Here is a 14596-nt window from a genome sequence, read left to right as displayed (position 1 = left end):
ATGCGCGTGAAAACCTTCGAAGCCGGATCCATGCAGGATGCTCTGGACATCGTGAAGAAGGAGATGGGCGAGGAGGCCTTCATCCTGTCCACCCGCACCCGGCGGAAGCCCGCGGCCCTGGGCCTGGGCGAGGAATCCGTCATCGAGGTGACGGCCGCAGTGGATGAAGCCCAAACCGGGGCCCAGGCCGGAACAGCGCCGCAGGTGAACGGCGCAGCGTCCCCGCTCACCTACGGCCTGCGTCCTCCCCTGGACCCACCCCCCGTGCGCCGCGCCGCCCGGGAATCCACCCCGGCCAAGGCATCCCCCGTGCCTCCCCCCGCGCCCGCCATGGATCTGCAGCCCCTGCGGCGGGAACTGCTGGAGATCAAGGGCGCGGTGGCGGCCCTCAAGGACAATGACCTGCGCAATGCCTCGATCCTGAAGGAACTGGATCAGATGAAGGCGCTGCTCAGCCGCATCCAGCGCCAGGGTATGCCGCCCGCTCAGCTGCAGCTGCCGCCCAGCCTGTTGGAGCTCTACGGCGACCTGGTGGCCAACGATGTGGAGCCCCTCATCGCTCTGCGTTTGTGTGAGTACGCCCAGCGGGCCCTCACCGATCAGGATGGCGACGCCTCTGTGGGCACCGTGGATTCTGAGCGGGCCCGGCTCTTCCTGCGGCGCGTCATCGCCGACTTCATCCCCGTGGCGCCGCCCATCCAGCTCGATCCCGGGAAGATGCGCGTAGCGGCATTGGTCGGCCCCACCGGCGTGGGCAAGACCACCACCCTGGCCAAGCTGGCGGCCTACGCGCAGCTGCACCTCAAGCAGAAGGTGGCCCTGCTCACCCTGGACACCTACCGCATGGGCGCCGTGGACCAGCTGCAGCAGTACGCCCAGATCCTGCAGGTGCCTCTGCACGTGGCGCTCACCGTGGAGGATATGCGCAGCGCCCTGCGCTTCTACCAGGATCGCGCCCTGGTGCTCATCGACACACCCGGCCACAGCCCCAAGGACACCGACACGCTGAACCAGCTGCGGGGCCTTTTGGAGGAACTGCCTGACGTGGAAACGCACCTGGTGCTGTCGGCCACCACCAAGCCCCGGGATCTCACCGAGATTGCGGCCCGCTATGAGCCCCTGCACCCCACCCGCCTGCTCTTCACCAAGCTGGATGAGACCTCCACCTACGGCCCCATCCTCAGCACCCTCGCCCGCGTGAAGCGGCCCCTCAGCTACCTGGGCACGGGCCAGGAAGTGCCTGAGGCGCTGGAACTGGCCACCAGCCGCCGCGTGGCGGACCTCATTCTCCCAACCCACACGAAGGAGGCCGAATGAGCAGCGACCAGGCATCCCGGCTCCGGGCCATGGCCCAGGGGCAGCGCCCCGAATCGCCCCTTTTCGCCGCCCGCGTGGTGGCCATCACCTCCGGCAAGGGCGGCGTCGGCAAGACCAACGTCGTCGCGGGCCTTGCCCTCTCCCTGGCCCAGCAGGGCCAGCGGGTGGTGGTCATGGACGCGGATTTCGGCTTGGCCAACCTCGACATCCTGCTGGGCCTGTCACCCAAATACACACTGGAGCACGTGCTCCGGGGCGAGAAGGTCATCGAGGAGATCCTGCTGGACGGCCCCATGGGCATCCGCATCATCCCCGCCAGCAGCGGCATCCAGGAGCTCACGCGCCTGGATACCATGAGCGAACTGAGGCTGGTGCAAGGCCTGCAGCGGGTCGCCGAAACCGCCGATTGGCTGCTCATCGATACGGCCGCGGGCATCCACGACTCGGTGCTGAAGCTCCTCATGGCCGCCCAGGAGGTGATTCTGGTGACCACGCCGGAACCCACCAGCCTGGTGGATGCGTACGCCATGGTGAAGGTGCTGCACCTGCGCGAAGCCAATAAGCCCCTGTGGCTCCTCGTAAACAACGGGCAGAGCGCGGACGAGGCCCAGGAAACCATCGATCAGCTGCAGGCGGCCACCGAGCGCTTCCTGGGCAAACAGCTCAACGTGCTGGGCATGGTGCCCAATGATCCGCACATCCTCCAGGCCGTGCGCCAGCAGCGCGGGGTGGTGGATCTGTTCCCCAAGAGCCCCTCGGCCCAGGCCTTCCAGGCCCTGGCCCGCCACCTGCTGGGCCAAGTCTCCTTGCAGCCGGACGGCTTTGCGTCATTCTGGAGGCATCTCGCTTCCGATGACCCTCAATAGGTCCACGCATGCCTCCCACCCCGGACCAACCCTCCGATTACGCCGTCGGCCACGGCCAGCCCCTCAGCGGCGAGGCCCTGCGTGTCGTGGAATCCGCCCCCGCGGCGCTGCGCCCCTGGGCCGCCCTGGCTGCGGCCAAGGCCTATGGGAAATCCGCCGCGGCCCCCAGCCAACCCCTCCCCACCGCCCCTGTGCCCACGCCGGACCCGGCGCTGGCGCTGGCGGGCGTTGACTCGGCGGAGCCGCCCGAACCCTTCGACCGCGAGAACCGCGAACAGATCATCAAGGACTATGTGCCCCTGGTGAAGTTCGTGGCCCACCGCATCGCCTCCCGCCTGCCCTCGCACGTGGAGCTGGATGACCTCATCAACAGCGGCATCCTCGGCCTCATGGACGCCATCGAGAAGTTCGAGCCGGCCCGCAACATCAAGTTCAAAACCTACGCCGAGCTGCGCATCAAGGGCGCCATCCTCGACGGCCTGCGCGACCTGGATTGGGTGCCCCGCAGCCTCCGCCGGAAGAAGAAGGACATCGAAGGCGCCTACCACGCCCTCGAACAGCAGATGGGCCGCGCCGCCACCGACGAGGAAGTGGCCCTCCACCTGGGCATGCCCCTGGAAGAGCTGCACAAGAACCTCGACGACCTGAAGGGCGTCACCCTGGGCACCTTCGTGGAGGTGGGTGAAGACGGCGAGGGCGAAAGCCTCATCAGCTTCGTGCCGGATCCGGATGCAGAAGATCCCCACCAGACCTTCCAGGCTTCCGAGATCAAGGACATCCTGCGGGATGCCATGGACGTGCTGCCCAAGAAGGAGAAATTCGTGGTGCAGCTCTACTACTTCGACGAGCTGACCATGAAGGAAATCGGGACCCTGCTGAACATCACCGAATCCCGGGTATCCCAATTGCATACCAAGGCCATGCTGCGACTCCGGGGCAAGCTCCTGGAGAAGCACATCGAAGGGTAATCCATGGCCAAAATCCTAAGCCAAGAGGAAGTAGACGCACTACTTAAGTCCCATACCAAGCCGGCCGGGAAGGCTTCGGCCGGGGGGGGATCGGACCGGGGTGCGGCGCCCGCTCCGGCAAAAAAAGCCCAGGTACAACGCAAGGTCACCCTCTACAACTTCCGCCGTCCCGACCGCGTCAGCCGCGAGCAGATGCGCTCGCTGCACTTCATGCACGACCGCTTCGCTCGCAACTTCTCCAGTTCCCTCAGCGCCTACCTCCGCACCATCACGGAAGTGAACCTGGTGAGCGTGGAGCAGCTCAGCTACCAGGAATTCCTGCTCTCGGTGCCCGATCCCACCTGCTTCAACGCCATCTCCATCAAGCCCCTGGAAGGCGCCCTGGCGCTGGAGGTGAACCCCACCCTGGTGTTCCCCATCATCGACAAGATGCTGGGCGGCCCCGGCGAACCGCTGAAGAACCTCCGCACGATGACCGACATCGAGCAGAGCATTTTCGACGGCATCCTCAAGCTGTTGCTCGAGGACATGCGCGAATCCTGGCGCGGCATCGTGGATCTGGATTTCCGCATCCAGGCCCGAGAAACCAGCCCCCAGCTCATCCAGATCGTGGCCCCCAATGAAGTGGTGCTGCTGGTGGTCTTCGAAGTGAAGATGGGGCCCGTGAGCGGCATGATCAACCTGGCCATCCCGAGCATCATCCTCGAACCCATCTCCAGCAAGTTCGACCAGGAGATGTTCACGGGCTACAAGAAGTCCTCCACGTTCGAGGAGGCCCGCCTGCTCATGACCAGCCTGAAGCGCTGCGGCATGGAGGCCGCCGCCGAAATCCGGGGCACCAACCTCACCATGGAGGAAGTCCTCCAGCTGAAGGTGGGCGACCTCATTCCGCTGACCAAGCGCTTCGACGCAGAGCTGGATCTTTGCGTGGACGGCATTCCGCGGTTCATGGGCCTGGTGGCCCTGAATCCCAATGGCAAGCGCGTGTTCCAAGTGACCGGCAGCCGGTCGGAAGGGTGAACCATGGATGCCCGTGATATGGAATTCTTCCAAAAAGTCGGCGGCGCCTTCGCCGAGAGCATGGCTTCCGTGTTCTCCATGCTCACGGGCCGCGACTTCCAGATGCAGTCCGAAGCCGGCGACCTGCTGGAGACCGCGGCCATCGCAGGCCTGCAGGAGGGCCCTGGCATCCTCGTCAAGGCCAACTACCAGAAGGGACTCAGCGGCACCCTCTTCTTCACCCTGCCCCTCAAAGAGGGGACCATGCTGGTGGACCTCATGCTGGGCGGCGAAGGTGCCCCCGCCGAGGAACTGGTGGGGGATTCCAAGGATGCCCTGGCCGAGACCTTCAACCAGGTCATGGGCAGCGCCAACCAGACCCTGTCGGATCTGGCGGGGGAGACCTTCGCCATCTCCAATGTGGAAATCATGGCCATGGCCCCCGAAGCAGCGGCCTTCGCCGAGCAGCTGGGCCAGGGCGGCTTCCAGGATTTGCGTCTGCCCACCAGCCAGGATTCCCTGAGCACGACCGTCCACCTCCTTTTCCCCGACCTCCTCCTGCAGCAGCTCAAACGGAAGCTGGGCCTCGTGGACGCGCCCGCCGCGGCGCCGGAGCCCTCTCCCGCCTCCGTGGCCGCCACCATCGCCGCGCCCGTGCGCCAGGCGCCCGTGGCCTCCGGACCGCCCACCGACGCAGGCAACCTGGACTTGCTGCTGGACATCCAGCTGCCCGTGGTGGTCCGCATGGGCCAGACCGAAATGCAGATGGGCGAACTCCTGAAGCTCACCCCTGGCGCCATCCTCGAACTGAACCGCAGCGCGGACGCGCCGGTGGAATTGCTCGTCAACGGCAAGCTCATCGCCAAGGGTGAAGTCGTGGTGGTGGAAGGCAACTTCGCGTTCCGCATCACGGAAATCGACACCCGCGCCGCAAGGATCCGCAGCCTGGCCTGATACTGTCCCGGGGGTTCCCCGCTGCGCGCACACCCCCTGGCCCCCGCACTCGGCCCGGCCCAGCCGGGCATCGCTTTCATCCCACCCAGCAGGCCGCGTTGCGGGCCTCTCCCAGCCAAGTCGAATGCACCCGCCATCCAAGCGACGGGCTTCAGTCACTCCTGCATGACGTGGCTGCGTTCCTCGGGCCGGTTCAGTTTTTCCTGCTCGTCGTAGAGCAAGTTGGAAGCCTCTTCGTGGATGTCGGCAAAGCAGATCTGGTGTGGTCTTCGCGGGTCCCGCACGTAGCCAGGATCACGGCTTACGAGGAACTCACAGAAAGTTTCCAGCAGGGGAAGCTCTGGGCAGCATTCCTCCACCCACAGGAACTGACCCATCTGATTCACCTCAAGGAACACATGGTCTCCCTCGGGGGTGACGATCAGATCGATGCAACCGAATACAAGCCCCAGGCGGGCCAGCAACGTCTTGCACTGGGTCTGAATGGCTTCGGGCAGGTCAATGGGCGTCGCTCCCAGTTCCAGGTAGCTCTCCGCACGCCAGTCCAGCTTGCCTTGTTCAGTCGCCTGGGAGTCCAGCTTCACTGGAAACAACTGATTTCCCATGCAGGTCACTCGAACTTCGTACGCCTTCGGTACGAGGGCCTGATAAATGCCGGGACAAACCCTCAGAAGGTCGTCCTCGGGCAGCTGCGAAGCCTCCAGCCTGGCGGTATAGAGCAGGGCTGCTTCCTCCTCCGATTCCCAGGTGGCGGGGCGGAATGGTTTGTAGATGGCCCCAGTCGACTGGTGCCTCTCCAGGAAAGAACGGATGCGCGCCGGATCGTTGGATACCAACGTTTCCGGAAGGTTCAAACCCAACTTTCTCGCCGCCGAGAGCTGCACCAGCTTGTTCTCCACGCGCTCCGAATGCCAGAGAGGGTTCACCGAAAAGGCGGCATCTCCGATCAGGTTCAGCGCCCCAGACATGGCCACCCGGGATTCCCGAACGGCGAACTTCCGATCACCCTCATGCATCTTCCGGCGGATATCAGGCATCCCGATTCTGCGATTCCAGAAAACATCTATGCCCGAGGCATTCACATCCCCTGCAAGATCTGCAAGGAGCAAGCCTTCTTCGCTACCCGTATGAAGTGATCCGCCAAGCGCCAAGGACACCATGCTGTGCTCGGGGAAATCTCCACAAAACCATCGGGTGGCCCGGTGACCTTGACCTTGAAGCACCAGGGCTACCGCCGCGGCATGCACATCGTTGGCGTGGGTTTGGATGAATACGTGAGCCATGGAAATCAGGCCTCCGACAAGGTGCAACAATCGGGAAATCGTGAACGCAGACCCCAGTCTTGATCCTCAAATGGAAGTGCCATGGTTTTGCCAACCATGGCACTTCTGGAGATCAACAACAAAGCGACTGATCGAAATCAGCCACCAGAGATCCATTCATTACCAACCGCTATTGTCATCCAGGCTGCCAAAATTCCCGGATTGCGTACCGCCAGGGACATCGCGATCCTTCCGCATCTTGGGCGGGTGGGACTTGCTATTAATACTGCTTCCCGCAACGACGCCCTCAAGCTGTTCCTTGCTGATTTCCACCGCCAACAGGCGGCCCAGCAAACGGCTCTCTTTCTCTCGATTCATGGTGGAACCTCTTCATTCAAGTTGACCCTCGCGGGCCGGTTTGGGGGGAGCAACCCGGCCGTCCACGAACGGGTTGCTGGGAACGTGCATTAACTGGCAGGGGGCAGACAGCTCCCCCGTGCGGGCGACCACGGCCGTGGTTTGCCCGCATCGTCCAACAGCTATTGGATGAGGTTTGCCAAGTTTAGAGGCCGCCAAACGGTTGTGAACACCCGACAACCCGTTTCGCATGAAAACCATGCCCGTCGGCACCATGGCGCCGACGAACAACACTCTGGCGCCTTTAAGCTAATCCCCAGGTTCCCATCTCGTCTCGTTGTTGGGCCCAGTGCAGCCGCCTCGCCGTGGAGTCAGTCCATGGCTCAGAGGCAATGGCCCATGCTTCTCAGACGCAGTACCCATGGGAACTTAGCCACGCTGTGGTGAATCCACCACAGGGTGTGTCTGAGGCAAACCTCAGGGCGGGTGGCACCCACCACATTGGACCTCAGGTGTGGGTCCGTTAGGGTCAGTCCTACTGTGGGAGCGGATCATGTGCGGAATCGTGGGATACATTGGACAGCAGGGCGCCGCAAATATTCTGGTGAACGGGCTGCGGAGCCTGGAATACCGCGGCTATGACAGCGCGGGCATCGCGCTCTCTTCGGGCTCGGGCACCTTCAAGCTCGTGCGGGCCTCCGGCAAGCTGGTGAATCTGGCCAACAAGGTGGACCTGTCGGATCCCACGCCCCTGGGCATCGGCCACACCCGCTGGGCCACGCACGGGCGGCCCACGGAGGAGAACGCCCATCCCCACAGCAGCGCCGATGGCCAGGTGGTGGCCGTCCACAACGGCATCTTCGAGAATTTCCTGGAGCTGCGCACGGATTTGACAGCTGCTGGCGAAACCTTCCGCTCCGAGACCGACACCGAATGCTTCCCGGTGATGGTCTCCCTCCTGATGAAGCAGGGCCGCCCCTTCTTGGAGGCATTCCGCGAGGCGGTGGGCCGGGTAAAGGGCATCTACGCCTTGGCCTGCCTGCACGCCACGGACCCCGACCGCATCCTGGCCGCCCGCAGCGGACCGCCCATGGTGCTGGGCCTGGGCGACGGCGAGACCTTCCTGGCCTCGGACGTCGTTCCCCTGCTGCCCCACACGCGCCGGGTGATCTTCCTGGAGGATGGCGATCTGGTGGAGCTCACCCGGGGCGGCGCACGCATCTTCCAGCTGGATGGCACCGAGGTGCAGCGGCCCGTGGTCACCATCCCCTACGATCCCGTGGCCGCGGAAAAGGGCGGCTACAAGCACTTCATGCAGAAGGAGATCTTCGAGCAGCCCCAGGCCCTCTCGAACACCCTGCTGAACCGCCTGCCCCTCGATGGCGAGGAGATCCCCCTCGACCTGCCCTTCACCAAAAAGGAATTGGCCGATCTCAACCGCATCCACATCGTGGCCTGCGGCACCAGCTGGCACTCGGGCCTCGTGGGCAAGTTCCTCATCGAGCAGCTGAGCCGCGTGGCGGTGGAGGTGGATTACGCCAGCGAGTACCGCTACCGCGAACCCGTGATCCAGCCCGGCACGCTCATCATCGGCATCACCCAGAGCGGCGAGACGGCCGACACCCTGGCGGCCATGAAGGAAGCCGCAGCCCGCGGCGCCCGCACCCTGGCCATCTGCAACGTCATGGGCTCCACCGCCACCCGCCAATCCGAGGCCACCATCCTCACCCACGCGGGGCCCGAAATCGGGGTGGCCTCCACCAAGGCCTTCACCACGCAGCTGGCCGTGCTCACGCTGCTGGCGCTGCGCATCGGCGAAGCCAAGGGCACCGTCGACCTCATGCTCAAGGCCGAGCTGCTGCAGGGCCTGCGCGAGCTGCCCGCCCACCTGGAGCGGCTGAATTCCCTGGAACCGAAGATCATCCAGTGGGCCCACCGCTGGAAGGACGCCACCGATTTCCTCTACCTGGGCCGAGGCCCCTGCTATCCCATCGCCCTGGAAGGTGCGCTGAAGCTCAAGGAGATTTCCTACATCCACGCCGAGGGCTATCCCGCCGGCGAAATGAAGCACGGCCCCATCGCCCTCATCGATCAGACCCTGCCCGTGGTGGCCCTGATGCCCAAAGACGCCCACCGGGAGAAGACCCTCAGCAACCTGCAGGAGGCCGCCGCCCGCGACGGCCGCATCCTGGCCCTGGTCACCGAGGGCGACACCGGCCTGTCCGACATTGCGGAAGATGTCCTCGAACTGCCCGCCGTCCATCCCTGGCTGGCGCCCATCGTCTACGCGGTGCCCCTGCAGCTGCTCGCCTACCACATCGCCGTGCTGCGGGGCTGCGACGTGGATCAGCCGCGCAACCTGGCCAAGAGCGTCACCGTGGAGTAGGCACCACCGAATTTCCAGAGCCTTCACAGCGGACGCCATGCAATGACCGAGGATGGGATGGGTGTCGCTGCCACCCGCCGGGAGGTCATCATGGCTGCCCATTCCCTGCGTCCCGTTCTTGAGCGGTCCACCCTGCTCAACTGGGCCCTGATCCTCGTGGGGGTCCTGCTCGCCTGGCTGCTTTGGCCCGCCACCAACCAGTAGCGTCGCCCCCATATTTCCGGGCGCGAAGGACACCACGGCGCCATCCTTGAAAAGGACGCCCGTCCAAGGAAGGGAGGTCCCCATGACCACCCATGCCCCGCTCCCCATCCGCCGCTTCGCCGTGGGCCATCCCTACGCACTGGAATGGACGGTGCTGGCTGCCGCCACCCTCACCGCCCTGGTGCTCTGGCTGCGGAACAGCTGACGAAGCTCTCACCCCAATGGCCCGGGGTCTCCCAAGGCTCGACAGGCGCCAAATTCCCGCTAGAATGGAGCTTCGCGCTGGCGCGTAGCTCAGGGGTAGAGCACTACCTTGACACGGTAGGGGTCGGCGGTTCGAGACCGCCCGCGCCAACCAGCCAAAGGCCGCATTTGCGGCCTTTTTTTCGTGGCCATCATCCAGCTAGAACTGGAACCCGGCTGAGATGAGCAGGCTCTTGAGCTGGGAGAGGCGCTCCTGCTCAGTGCGGGGGCGGCCCAGGATGCGCTTCCAATCCGCAGCGTATTCGAGCTTCAGGGGGAATCCGAATTTGAGGATCAGGCCGGCCCCGAGGGTGGTCCGCAGCGGCGGGAAGGGGTTCTTCGTTTCGTCGTTGGCCACTGGCACGGTGGCCGACTGCGCCGAATCCGGGGATACGGGATGGAGGGTGCGGTAGACCTGTCCGGAATCCACGAATACCTCGGCCCAGACCGTCTGCCCGAAGAGCGGGAACCGGTATTCCAGGTTCGCCACCACCAGTCCCTGGCCCCCATTGGGGATGGGGTGGGGAAGCACGTTGCCCTGGGAATCCTTGGTGTAGACGTAGCCGAGCATATCCGGTTCCACCCCGCGCACGGTGAAGGAGCCGCCTCCGAAGAAGCGCTCGGAAAGAGGAAGATCCTCTGCGGAGCGGGCGGTGGGGCGGGCCACACCCACCCGGAGGTTGAGCATCACCACGCCGCTCTCAGCGTTGAAGCCCATGGGCCAATTCCACTGGTGGCGGAGGTCCAGCTTGACGAAGCTGCTGTTGGCGGAAGTCAGGAACAGCTGGTTCGCCAGTTCCAGGCGGGCCGAAAAATAGGTCCCATCCGTGGGATCGAAGGGCTTGTCCCGCCGGTCCACGGTCAGTTGGAGGTAGGGCGCTGAGATGATGCTCCGGGCCGGCGTCTTGGTGATGAGGAGCAGATCCTGATCCGAGATCAGCGCAACGCCGTTGACGGTATTGGAGGCCACATCCACCCGCTCGAAGCGGTAGCCGAACTGCACGGTCTGAACCGGGCTGATCTTCCACTCCAGGCTGGGCGTGAACCGCCGACGGTGGGCGAAGAACGCGGCCTGGGCCTCTTCGATGTAGGCACCTTCAAAGTGCAGGCGGGTCCTGGGGGACAGCCAGGAATCCAGGGCGCCAGGCATGAACCAGGGGTCGGTGTATCCGAGGCTGTAGCTATCCAGGGATCGCTTCACCTCGCCCGTGGGGAAGGCATCCCGGAGGGTCTTGCTGCGCAGGGTCTGATCCCCGGCCCGAATGCCGAAATCCCAGGCGCGGCCCATGCCGCCGACGTTCAGGCGCTGGGCGTTGAGACCAAAGTGATAGCCCTGCGTGTTGTCGTAGCCAAAGGATTCCCCGAACACCCAGGGGCTGCGTTCCTGCAGGCGCAGGGCCAGATCCCCGCGCTCCCAGGGCTGGCCTTCCTGCCCGGGCAGATCCCTGAGGGTGAGCAAGTCCACCCGCTGAAAAGCGCCGAGACCACCCAGCTGGATTTGGCCATCATCGAGCTTGGCAGGGTCCAAGGGCGTCCCAGGTGGAACCTCCATTTCCCGAAGCACGGCCTCGGCCCGCGTGCGGTCCGCGCCCTGGACCACCAGGCGCTTCGTTCGGTCCAAGGGCTGGGGCGGGATCTGAATCCGTACGAGGGGCTGCGGGCCATCCTCCTCGAAGGCCACTTTCACCTGGGGAACCGCCGCACCCGCAGAGGAAAGCCGCTGGCGCAAATCGGATACCACCAGGGCCAGGTCGTTGCGCACCAGGGGTAATGGGGGCTGGAAATTCAGCCGCATCCCCTCCGGGGTGGTTTCCATGGTGCCCTTGACGCCCTGCAATTGTCGGCGATCGGAGCGGTACCCCGTCCCGTCTGGCAGCGCGACCGCATGGTCGGCGAGGGCCAGCAGCAAACTCTGGCCGAAATCCTTGCGGGGAAAGGCTGGGTCCGCCGGCATTTCCAGCACCAGCGCATCCAGAAACCGGCGCTGCCCTTCGCGAATCATGAGCCGGATTTCCACGGTGCCATTTGAGGCGGTTTCCACCCGCCGCCGCACCCGCACATCCGGAAAACCGCGCTGAAAATAGTAGGTCGTGACTCGGTCTTCGATGCCCTTGACGGCCTCTGCCTTGGCGTGGGGCGGCAGGAAGAACCAGCGCCTGGGCAGAGTGGCCACGGTGCGCAGTTCGTCTTCCGTCAATTCCCGGTTGCCCTCGAAAAGCACGCGTCCGATCACCCGCTGGGGGCCGTACTCGATGGAATAGGTGATGGTCACCGCTTCGGGTCGTGCCGGTGTTCCAGCGGTCACCACCCGGTCGAAATGGACCTTCGCTTCGGGATAGCCCTGGTTCCGGAAGTAGGTGGTCATCTTGCCCGCCCCTTCTTCCAGCAGGCTCGGGGCGTAGCGGTCGGCCCGCGCCAAGGGGACGAATTCAGCCAGGGTGGGCTGGCGCCAGAGCCAGGCCAGCGGGTTCAACCCCTTGCCCTTGAGTTTCACCTTGGGGCCAGCTTGAACTTCCAGCAGGATCACCCCCGGTTCCTCACTGGGCTCCAGGCGCACCGTGCCTTCGATGCGGTTGTCCTTCACCAGCCGCTGACGGAGCCGCCGGTGCGCCTCTCGGAGGATGGAAGGCGTCCACAGCGACGTGCCCGGCTGCAGCCCTGCCACCTTCAGGAGTGACTCCCGGGTGTAGGGTGCCGGATCCCCTGCAAGGCGAATCTCACGAATCAGCGCCGGGGTTCCCAGGGAGACCTTCAGGCGCACATGGCGACCTTCCTGCTCCACGGCGATCTGCACTTTGGCAGCCGGGTAGCCCGCCTCCTTCAAGCGCTGTTCGGCGTTTCCCGCCCACGCGATCCTGCGCTGGCCCCCAAGGCGCAATCCCGAACGCAATTCTGGAAGCACCGTCTTCTTGAGCGGATGGGGCAGCGCATCGCCCTCCCAGCTCCAGGTGGTGACGGGCAGCAGGGGAACCAGGCTCACAGTGGCTGCGCCATCGGCCCCGAGTTCACCCACCACTGACTGGTAGCGATCCACCAGACGCAAGGCCGCCAGGGCCTGCTGGAAGGCCGCCGCATCAATGGTCTGGCCCTGCTTGAGGCCAAGGGCCGCCAGGGCCAGGCGTCGATCATCCTCATTGCCTCCGACCAACTTGATGCCGGTGAGCACATGAGGAGAATCGGCCTCCCGAGCGCCAGCGGTCGCCAGCGCCAGGAGGCCGATGCCCAGAACGGTGCGAAGCACCGTCCTAGAAACCCGCGAGGGCCTCTTCCTCGGTGTCCTTCACCTCGAAGACCGAGTGCAGGCTGGTCATCTTGATGAGGCTGAAGATCTTGCCGCTCATGCCGCAGATGCGCAGCTCGCCGCCCTTGCCCTTGATGCTGGTGTAGCAGCCCACGAGCTCGCCCACACCTGAAGAATCCAGGTAGCTCACTTTGCTGAAGTTGATGACGATCTTCCGATCCCCGCTGGACAGTGATGTGCGCACCGCCTCGCCAAGTTCCTGGTCGCCATCTCCCAGGGTGATCTTGCCTTCGGGATAGAGGATCAGCACGTCATTGTGCTTTCGGGTGTTCAGGATCATGGGAGCCTCGAAGTGAGCCGTCAGTGTAGCAAGGGTGCCTGACCCCGATGCAACCCAAGAGAGTCGCAACCCTAAGAGAAGTCCAGGGCTGTGACTTTACACCACCCCCGACCAGGGAACCGGCACGAGCTCTGCATGAACTCCCCCTGAAGCCGGGCAACCCGGCTCATTCTGCAGGGTGCACCATGTTCGACATCACCAGCGGCAACGGGATGATCCAGGCCATGGATCGAGGCCTGACCTTGGCTTCCCAGCGCCAGACGCTCATCGCCTCCAACCTGGCGAACCTGGATACCCCCGGCTATCACACCCGGGATTTCAGCTTTGAAGGGGCCATGAAGGTCGCACTGTCTGAGCAAAAATCGCCCAACGCCCTCAAGACCACCCACCCCATGCACCTTCAGGCCAGCCCCAGCGCCACCCTGCCCCCCACCACCGATGCCCTGCTGCCCAATTCGGAACGCAACGATGGCAACGACGTGAACCTGGACCGGGAGAACATGCTCCTCTCCCGCACCCAGACCACGTACCAGACGGCCTCCACCATGATGCAAGTCGAGCTTCGGAAGCTCTATTCCATGATCCGGGAAGCGGGAGCGCACTGATGAGCATCAACCAGATCCTCGACATCGCCAGCACCGGCATGGCCGCCCAGCGGCTGCGGGTGCAGCTCATCTCCTCCAACGTCGCCAACAGCGAAACCACGCGGACCAAAGAGGGAGGCCCCTACCGGCGCCGCGATGCAGTGTTCCAGGCCCAGGACATGGTTTTTTCCGGCGCCCTGGCCAATGCCGGGGTGCGGATCGCCTCCATCCAGACCAGCCAGGAGCCCTTCCTCACGCGCTACGAGCCGGGCCACCCCGATGCCAACGCCGATGGCGTGGTGAACTACCCCAACGTCAACCCTGTGGAGGAGATGGTGAACCTCACCGAGGCCAGCCGCTCCTACGAGGCCAACATCGCCGTGGTCCGCAGCGCCAAGGCCATGGCCACTTCCGCCCTGGAAATCCTGCGCGTCCAGTAGCCTGTCGGAATTTCGACTTGCCCCGCCCCGTCCGCCGACCGATCGTGTGAACAGCCTTTTCCCCCGAGTCCACCCATGGATCCCCTCCAGAACATCCCCCCGATGAACCCGCTCCAGGCCCTGACTGGAACGGCGAAATCCGGCCAGGACAGCGGCGCCGCGGGGACTGAAGGGGGCGTGGCCTTTGGCGATCTCCTCAAACAAGCCCTCCAGGAAGTGAACCAGGCTTCCTCCCAGGCTGAAGATGAGGCACGGAACTTGATGACAGGGGAGAGTGCAGACATGCACACGGCCATGCTGGCAGTCCAGAAGGCCGATCTTAGCTTCCAGATGATGATGGCCGTCCGATCCAAGCTGATCGATGCCTACCGCGAGGTCATGCGCATGCAGATGTAGCGCAGGCCGAGCTTCCCGGCGCGGCCTCACCCCTGACTG

Annotated in this window: 14 protein-coding genes and 1 tRNA gene; 12 read left to right on the top strand and 3 right to left on the bottom strand. The window is 64.5% G+C overall.

Translation table 11 applies throughout. From position 1 onward, the window contains the following. The 5 genes from flhF to fliN are packed head-to-tail and all read left to right on the top strand — an operon-like array spanning window position 1 to window position 5104. The gene (gene flhF, locus Q9293_RS03920; RefSeq protein WP_306250242.1) at window positions 1-1317 is read left to right on the top strand and encodes a flagellar biosynthesis protein FlhF; all 1317 of its coding nucleotides are present in this window, start codon (window positions 1-3) and stop codon (window positions 1315-1317) included. Then, window positions 1314-2183, top strand: coding sequence for a MinD/ParA family protein (locus Q9293_RS03915; protein ID WP_306250240.1), 870 nt, complete (start codon window positions 1314-1316; stop codon window positions 2181-2183). Before flhF ends, Q9293_RS03915 begins: the two co-directional genes overlap by 4 nt. A gap of 8 nt (window positions 2184-2191) precedes the next feature. Then, a complete protein-coding gene (locus Q9293_RS03910; protein WP_306250238.1) occupies window positions 2192-3151 on the top strand; it encodes a FliA/WhiG family RNA polymerase sigma factor in 960 nt (319 codons plus the stop codon). Between the two features lie 3 nt (window positions 3152-3154). After that, window positions 3155-4171 carry a flagellar motor switch protein FliM gene (gene fliM / locus Q9293_RS03905; protein ID WP_306250235.1) on the top strand — a complete coding sequence of 339 codons (1017 nt, stop codon included), beginning with the start codon at window positions 3155-3157 and terminating at the stop codon, window positions 4169-4171. A gap of 3 nt (window positions 4172-4174) precedes the next feature. After that, a complete protein-coding gene (gene fliN / locus Q9293_RS03900) occupies window positions 4175-5104 on the top strand; it encodes a flagellar motor switch protein FliN (RefSeq protein ID WP_306250233.1) in 930 nt (309 codons plus the stop codon). A gap of 155 nt (window positions 5105-5259) precedes the next feature. Here fliN and Q9293_RS03895 read toward each other — a convergent pair whose 3' ends face one another. Further along, window positions 5260-6387: a RimK family alpha-L-glutamate ligase gene (locus Q9293_RS03895; protein ID WP_306250231.1), complete on the bottom strand. Its 1128-nt coding sequence runs from the start codon at window positions 6385-6387 to the stop codon at window positions 5260-5262. Between the two features lie 81 nt (window positions 6388-6468). On the opposite strand from Q9293_RS03895, the gene Q9293_RS03890 reads away from it, so the two are divergent. The 4 genes from Q9293_RS03890 to Q9293_RS03875 all read left to right on the top strand — a co-directional run bounded on the left by Q9293_RS03890 (window position 6469) and on the right by Q9293_RS03875 (window position 9671). Further along, a complete protein-coding gene (locus Q9293_RS03890) occupies window positions 6469-6837 on the top strand; it encodes a hypothetical protein (protein ID WP_306250229.1) in 369 nt (122 codons plus the stop codon). Between the two features lie 439 nt (window positions 6838-7276). Then, a complete protein-coding gene (gene glmS, locus Q9293_RS03885) occupies window positions 7277-9109 on the top strand; it encodes a glutamine--fructose-6-phosphate transaminase (isomerizing) (RefSeq protein ID WP_306250227.1) in 1833 nt (610 codons plus the stop codon). A 286-nt stretch (window positions 9110-9395) separates the two neighbouring features. Further along, window positions 9396-9518 (top strand): hypothetical protein, encoded by a 123-nt coding sequence (locus Q9293_RS03880; RefSeq protein WP_306250225.1) that lies wholly within the window; start codon window positions 9396-9398, stop codon window positions 9516-9518. Window positions 9519-9596: 78 nt separating this feature from the next. Beyond that, window positions 9597-9671, top strand: a tRNA-Val gene (locus tag Q9293_RS03875). Between the two features lie 45 nt (window positions 9672-9716). Here the strand turns inward: Q9293_RS03875 and Q9293_RS03870 are convergent. Both Q9293_RS03870 and Q9293_RS03865 read right to left on the bottom strand, forming a co-directional pair. Continuing rightward, complete coding sequence (locus Q9293_RS03870; protein ID WP_306250223.1) at window positions 9717-12797, bottom strand: outer membrane protein assembly factor; 3081 nt, start codon at window positions 12795-12797, stop codon at window positions 9717-9719. A 4-nt stretch (window positions 12798-12801) separates the two neighbouring features. Then, the gene (locus Q9293_RS03865) at window positions 12802-13137 is read right to left on the bottom strand and encodes an STAS domain-containing protein (protein WP_306250221.1); all 336 of its coding nucleotides are present in this window, start codon (window positions 13135-13137) and stop codon (window positions 12802-12804) included. A 185-nt stretch (window positions 13138-13322) separates the two neighbouring features. Here Q9293_RS03865 and flgB point away from each other — a divergent pair, with 185 nt between their 5' ends. The 3 genes from flgB (at window position 13323) to fliE (ending at window position 14557) form a co-directional block, all read left to right on the top strand. Further along, window positions 13323-13742 carry a flagellar basal body rod protein FlgB gene (gene flgB / locus Q9293_RS03860; RefSeq protein WP_306250219.1) on the top strand — a complete coding sequence of 140 codons (420 nt, stop codon included), beginning with the start codon at window positions 13323-13325 and terminating at the stop codon, window positions 13740-13742. After that, on the top strand, window positions 13742-14161 hold the full coding sequence (gene flgC, locus Q9293_RS03855) for a flagellar basal body rod protein FlgC (RefSeq protein ID WP_306250217.1): 420 nt from the start codon (window positions 13742-13744) through the stop codon (window positions 14159-14161). Before flgB ends, flgC begins: the two co-directional genes overlap by 1 nt. Before the next feature lie 75 nt (window positions 14162-14236). Next, the gene (gene fliE / locus Q9293_RS03850; protein WP_306250215.1) at window positions 14237-14557 is read left to right on the top strand and encodes a flagellar hook-basal body complex protein FliE; all 321 of its coding nucleotides are present in this window, start codon (window positions 14237-14239) and stop codon (window positions 14555-14557) included. The last annotated feature ends 39 nt before the right edge of the window (window positions 14558-14596 follow it).

Source organism: Geothrix sp. PMB-07, from assembly GCF_030758935.1.
Taxonomy (GTDB): Bacteria; Acidobacteriota; Holophagae; order Holophagales; family Holophagaceae; genus Geothrix.
The sequence above is the reverse complement of the archived record's forward strand: the minus strand, read 5'-3'. Positions and strand labels throughout refer to the sequence as shown.

Bases quoted from the DNA above. Each gene is read 5' to 3' on its own strand.
- flhF (WP_306250242.1), top strand. From the start codon at position 1: ATGCGCGTGAAAACCTTCGAAGCCGGATCCATGCAGGATGCTCTGGAC.
- Q9293_RS03915 (WP_306250240.1), top strand. From the start codon at position 1,314: ATGAGCAGCGACCAGGCATCCCGGCTCCGGGCCATGGCCCAGGGGCAG.
- Q9293_RS03910 (WP_306250238.1), top strand. From the start codon at position 2,192: ATGCCTCCCACCCCGGACCAACCCTCCGATTACGCCGTCGGCCACGGC.
- fliM (WP_306250235.1), top strand. From the start codon at position 3,155: ATGGCCAAAATCCTAAGCCAAGAGGAAGTAGACGCACTACTTAAGTCC.
- fliN (WP_306250233.1), top strand. From the start codon at position 4,175: ATGGATGCCCGTGATATGGAATTCTTCCAAAAAGTCGGCGGCGCCTTC.
- Q9293_RS03895 (WP_306250231.1), bottom strand. From the start codon at position 6,387: ATGGCTCACGTATTCATCCAAACCCACGCCAACGATGTGCATGCCGCG.
- Q9293_RS03890 (WP_306250229.1), top strand. From the start codon at position 6,469: ATGGTTTTGCCAACCATGGCACTTCTGGAGATCAACAACAAAGCGACT.
- glmS (WP_306250227.1), top strand. From the start codon at position 7,277: ATGTGCGGAATCGTGGGATACATTGGACAGCAGGGCGCCGCAAATATT.
- Q9293_RS03880 (WP_306250225.1), top strand. From the start codon at position 9,396: ATGACCACCCATGCCCCGCTCCCCATCCGCCGCTTCGCCGTGGGCCAT.
- Q9293_RS03865 (WP_306250221.1), bottom strand. From the start codon at position 13,137: ATGATCCTGAACACCCGAAAGCACAATGACGTGCTGATCCTCTATCCC.
- flgB (WP_306250219.1), top strand. From the start codon at position 13,323: ATGTTCGACATCACCAGCGGCAACGGGATGATCCAGGCCATGGATCGA.
- flgC (WP_306250217.1), top strand. From the start codon at position 13,742: ATGAGCATCAACCAGATCCTCGACATCGCCAGCACCGGCATGGCCGCC.
- fliE (WP_306250215.1), top strand. From the start codon at position 14,237: ATGGATCCCCTCCAGAACATCCCCCCGATGAACCCGCTCCAGGCCCTG.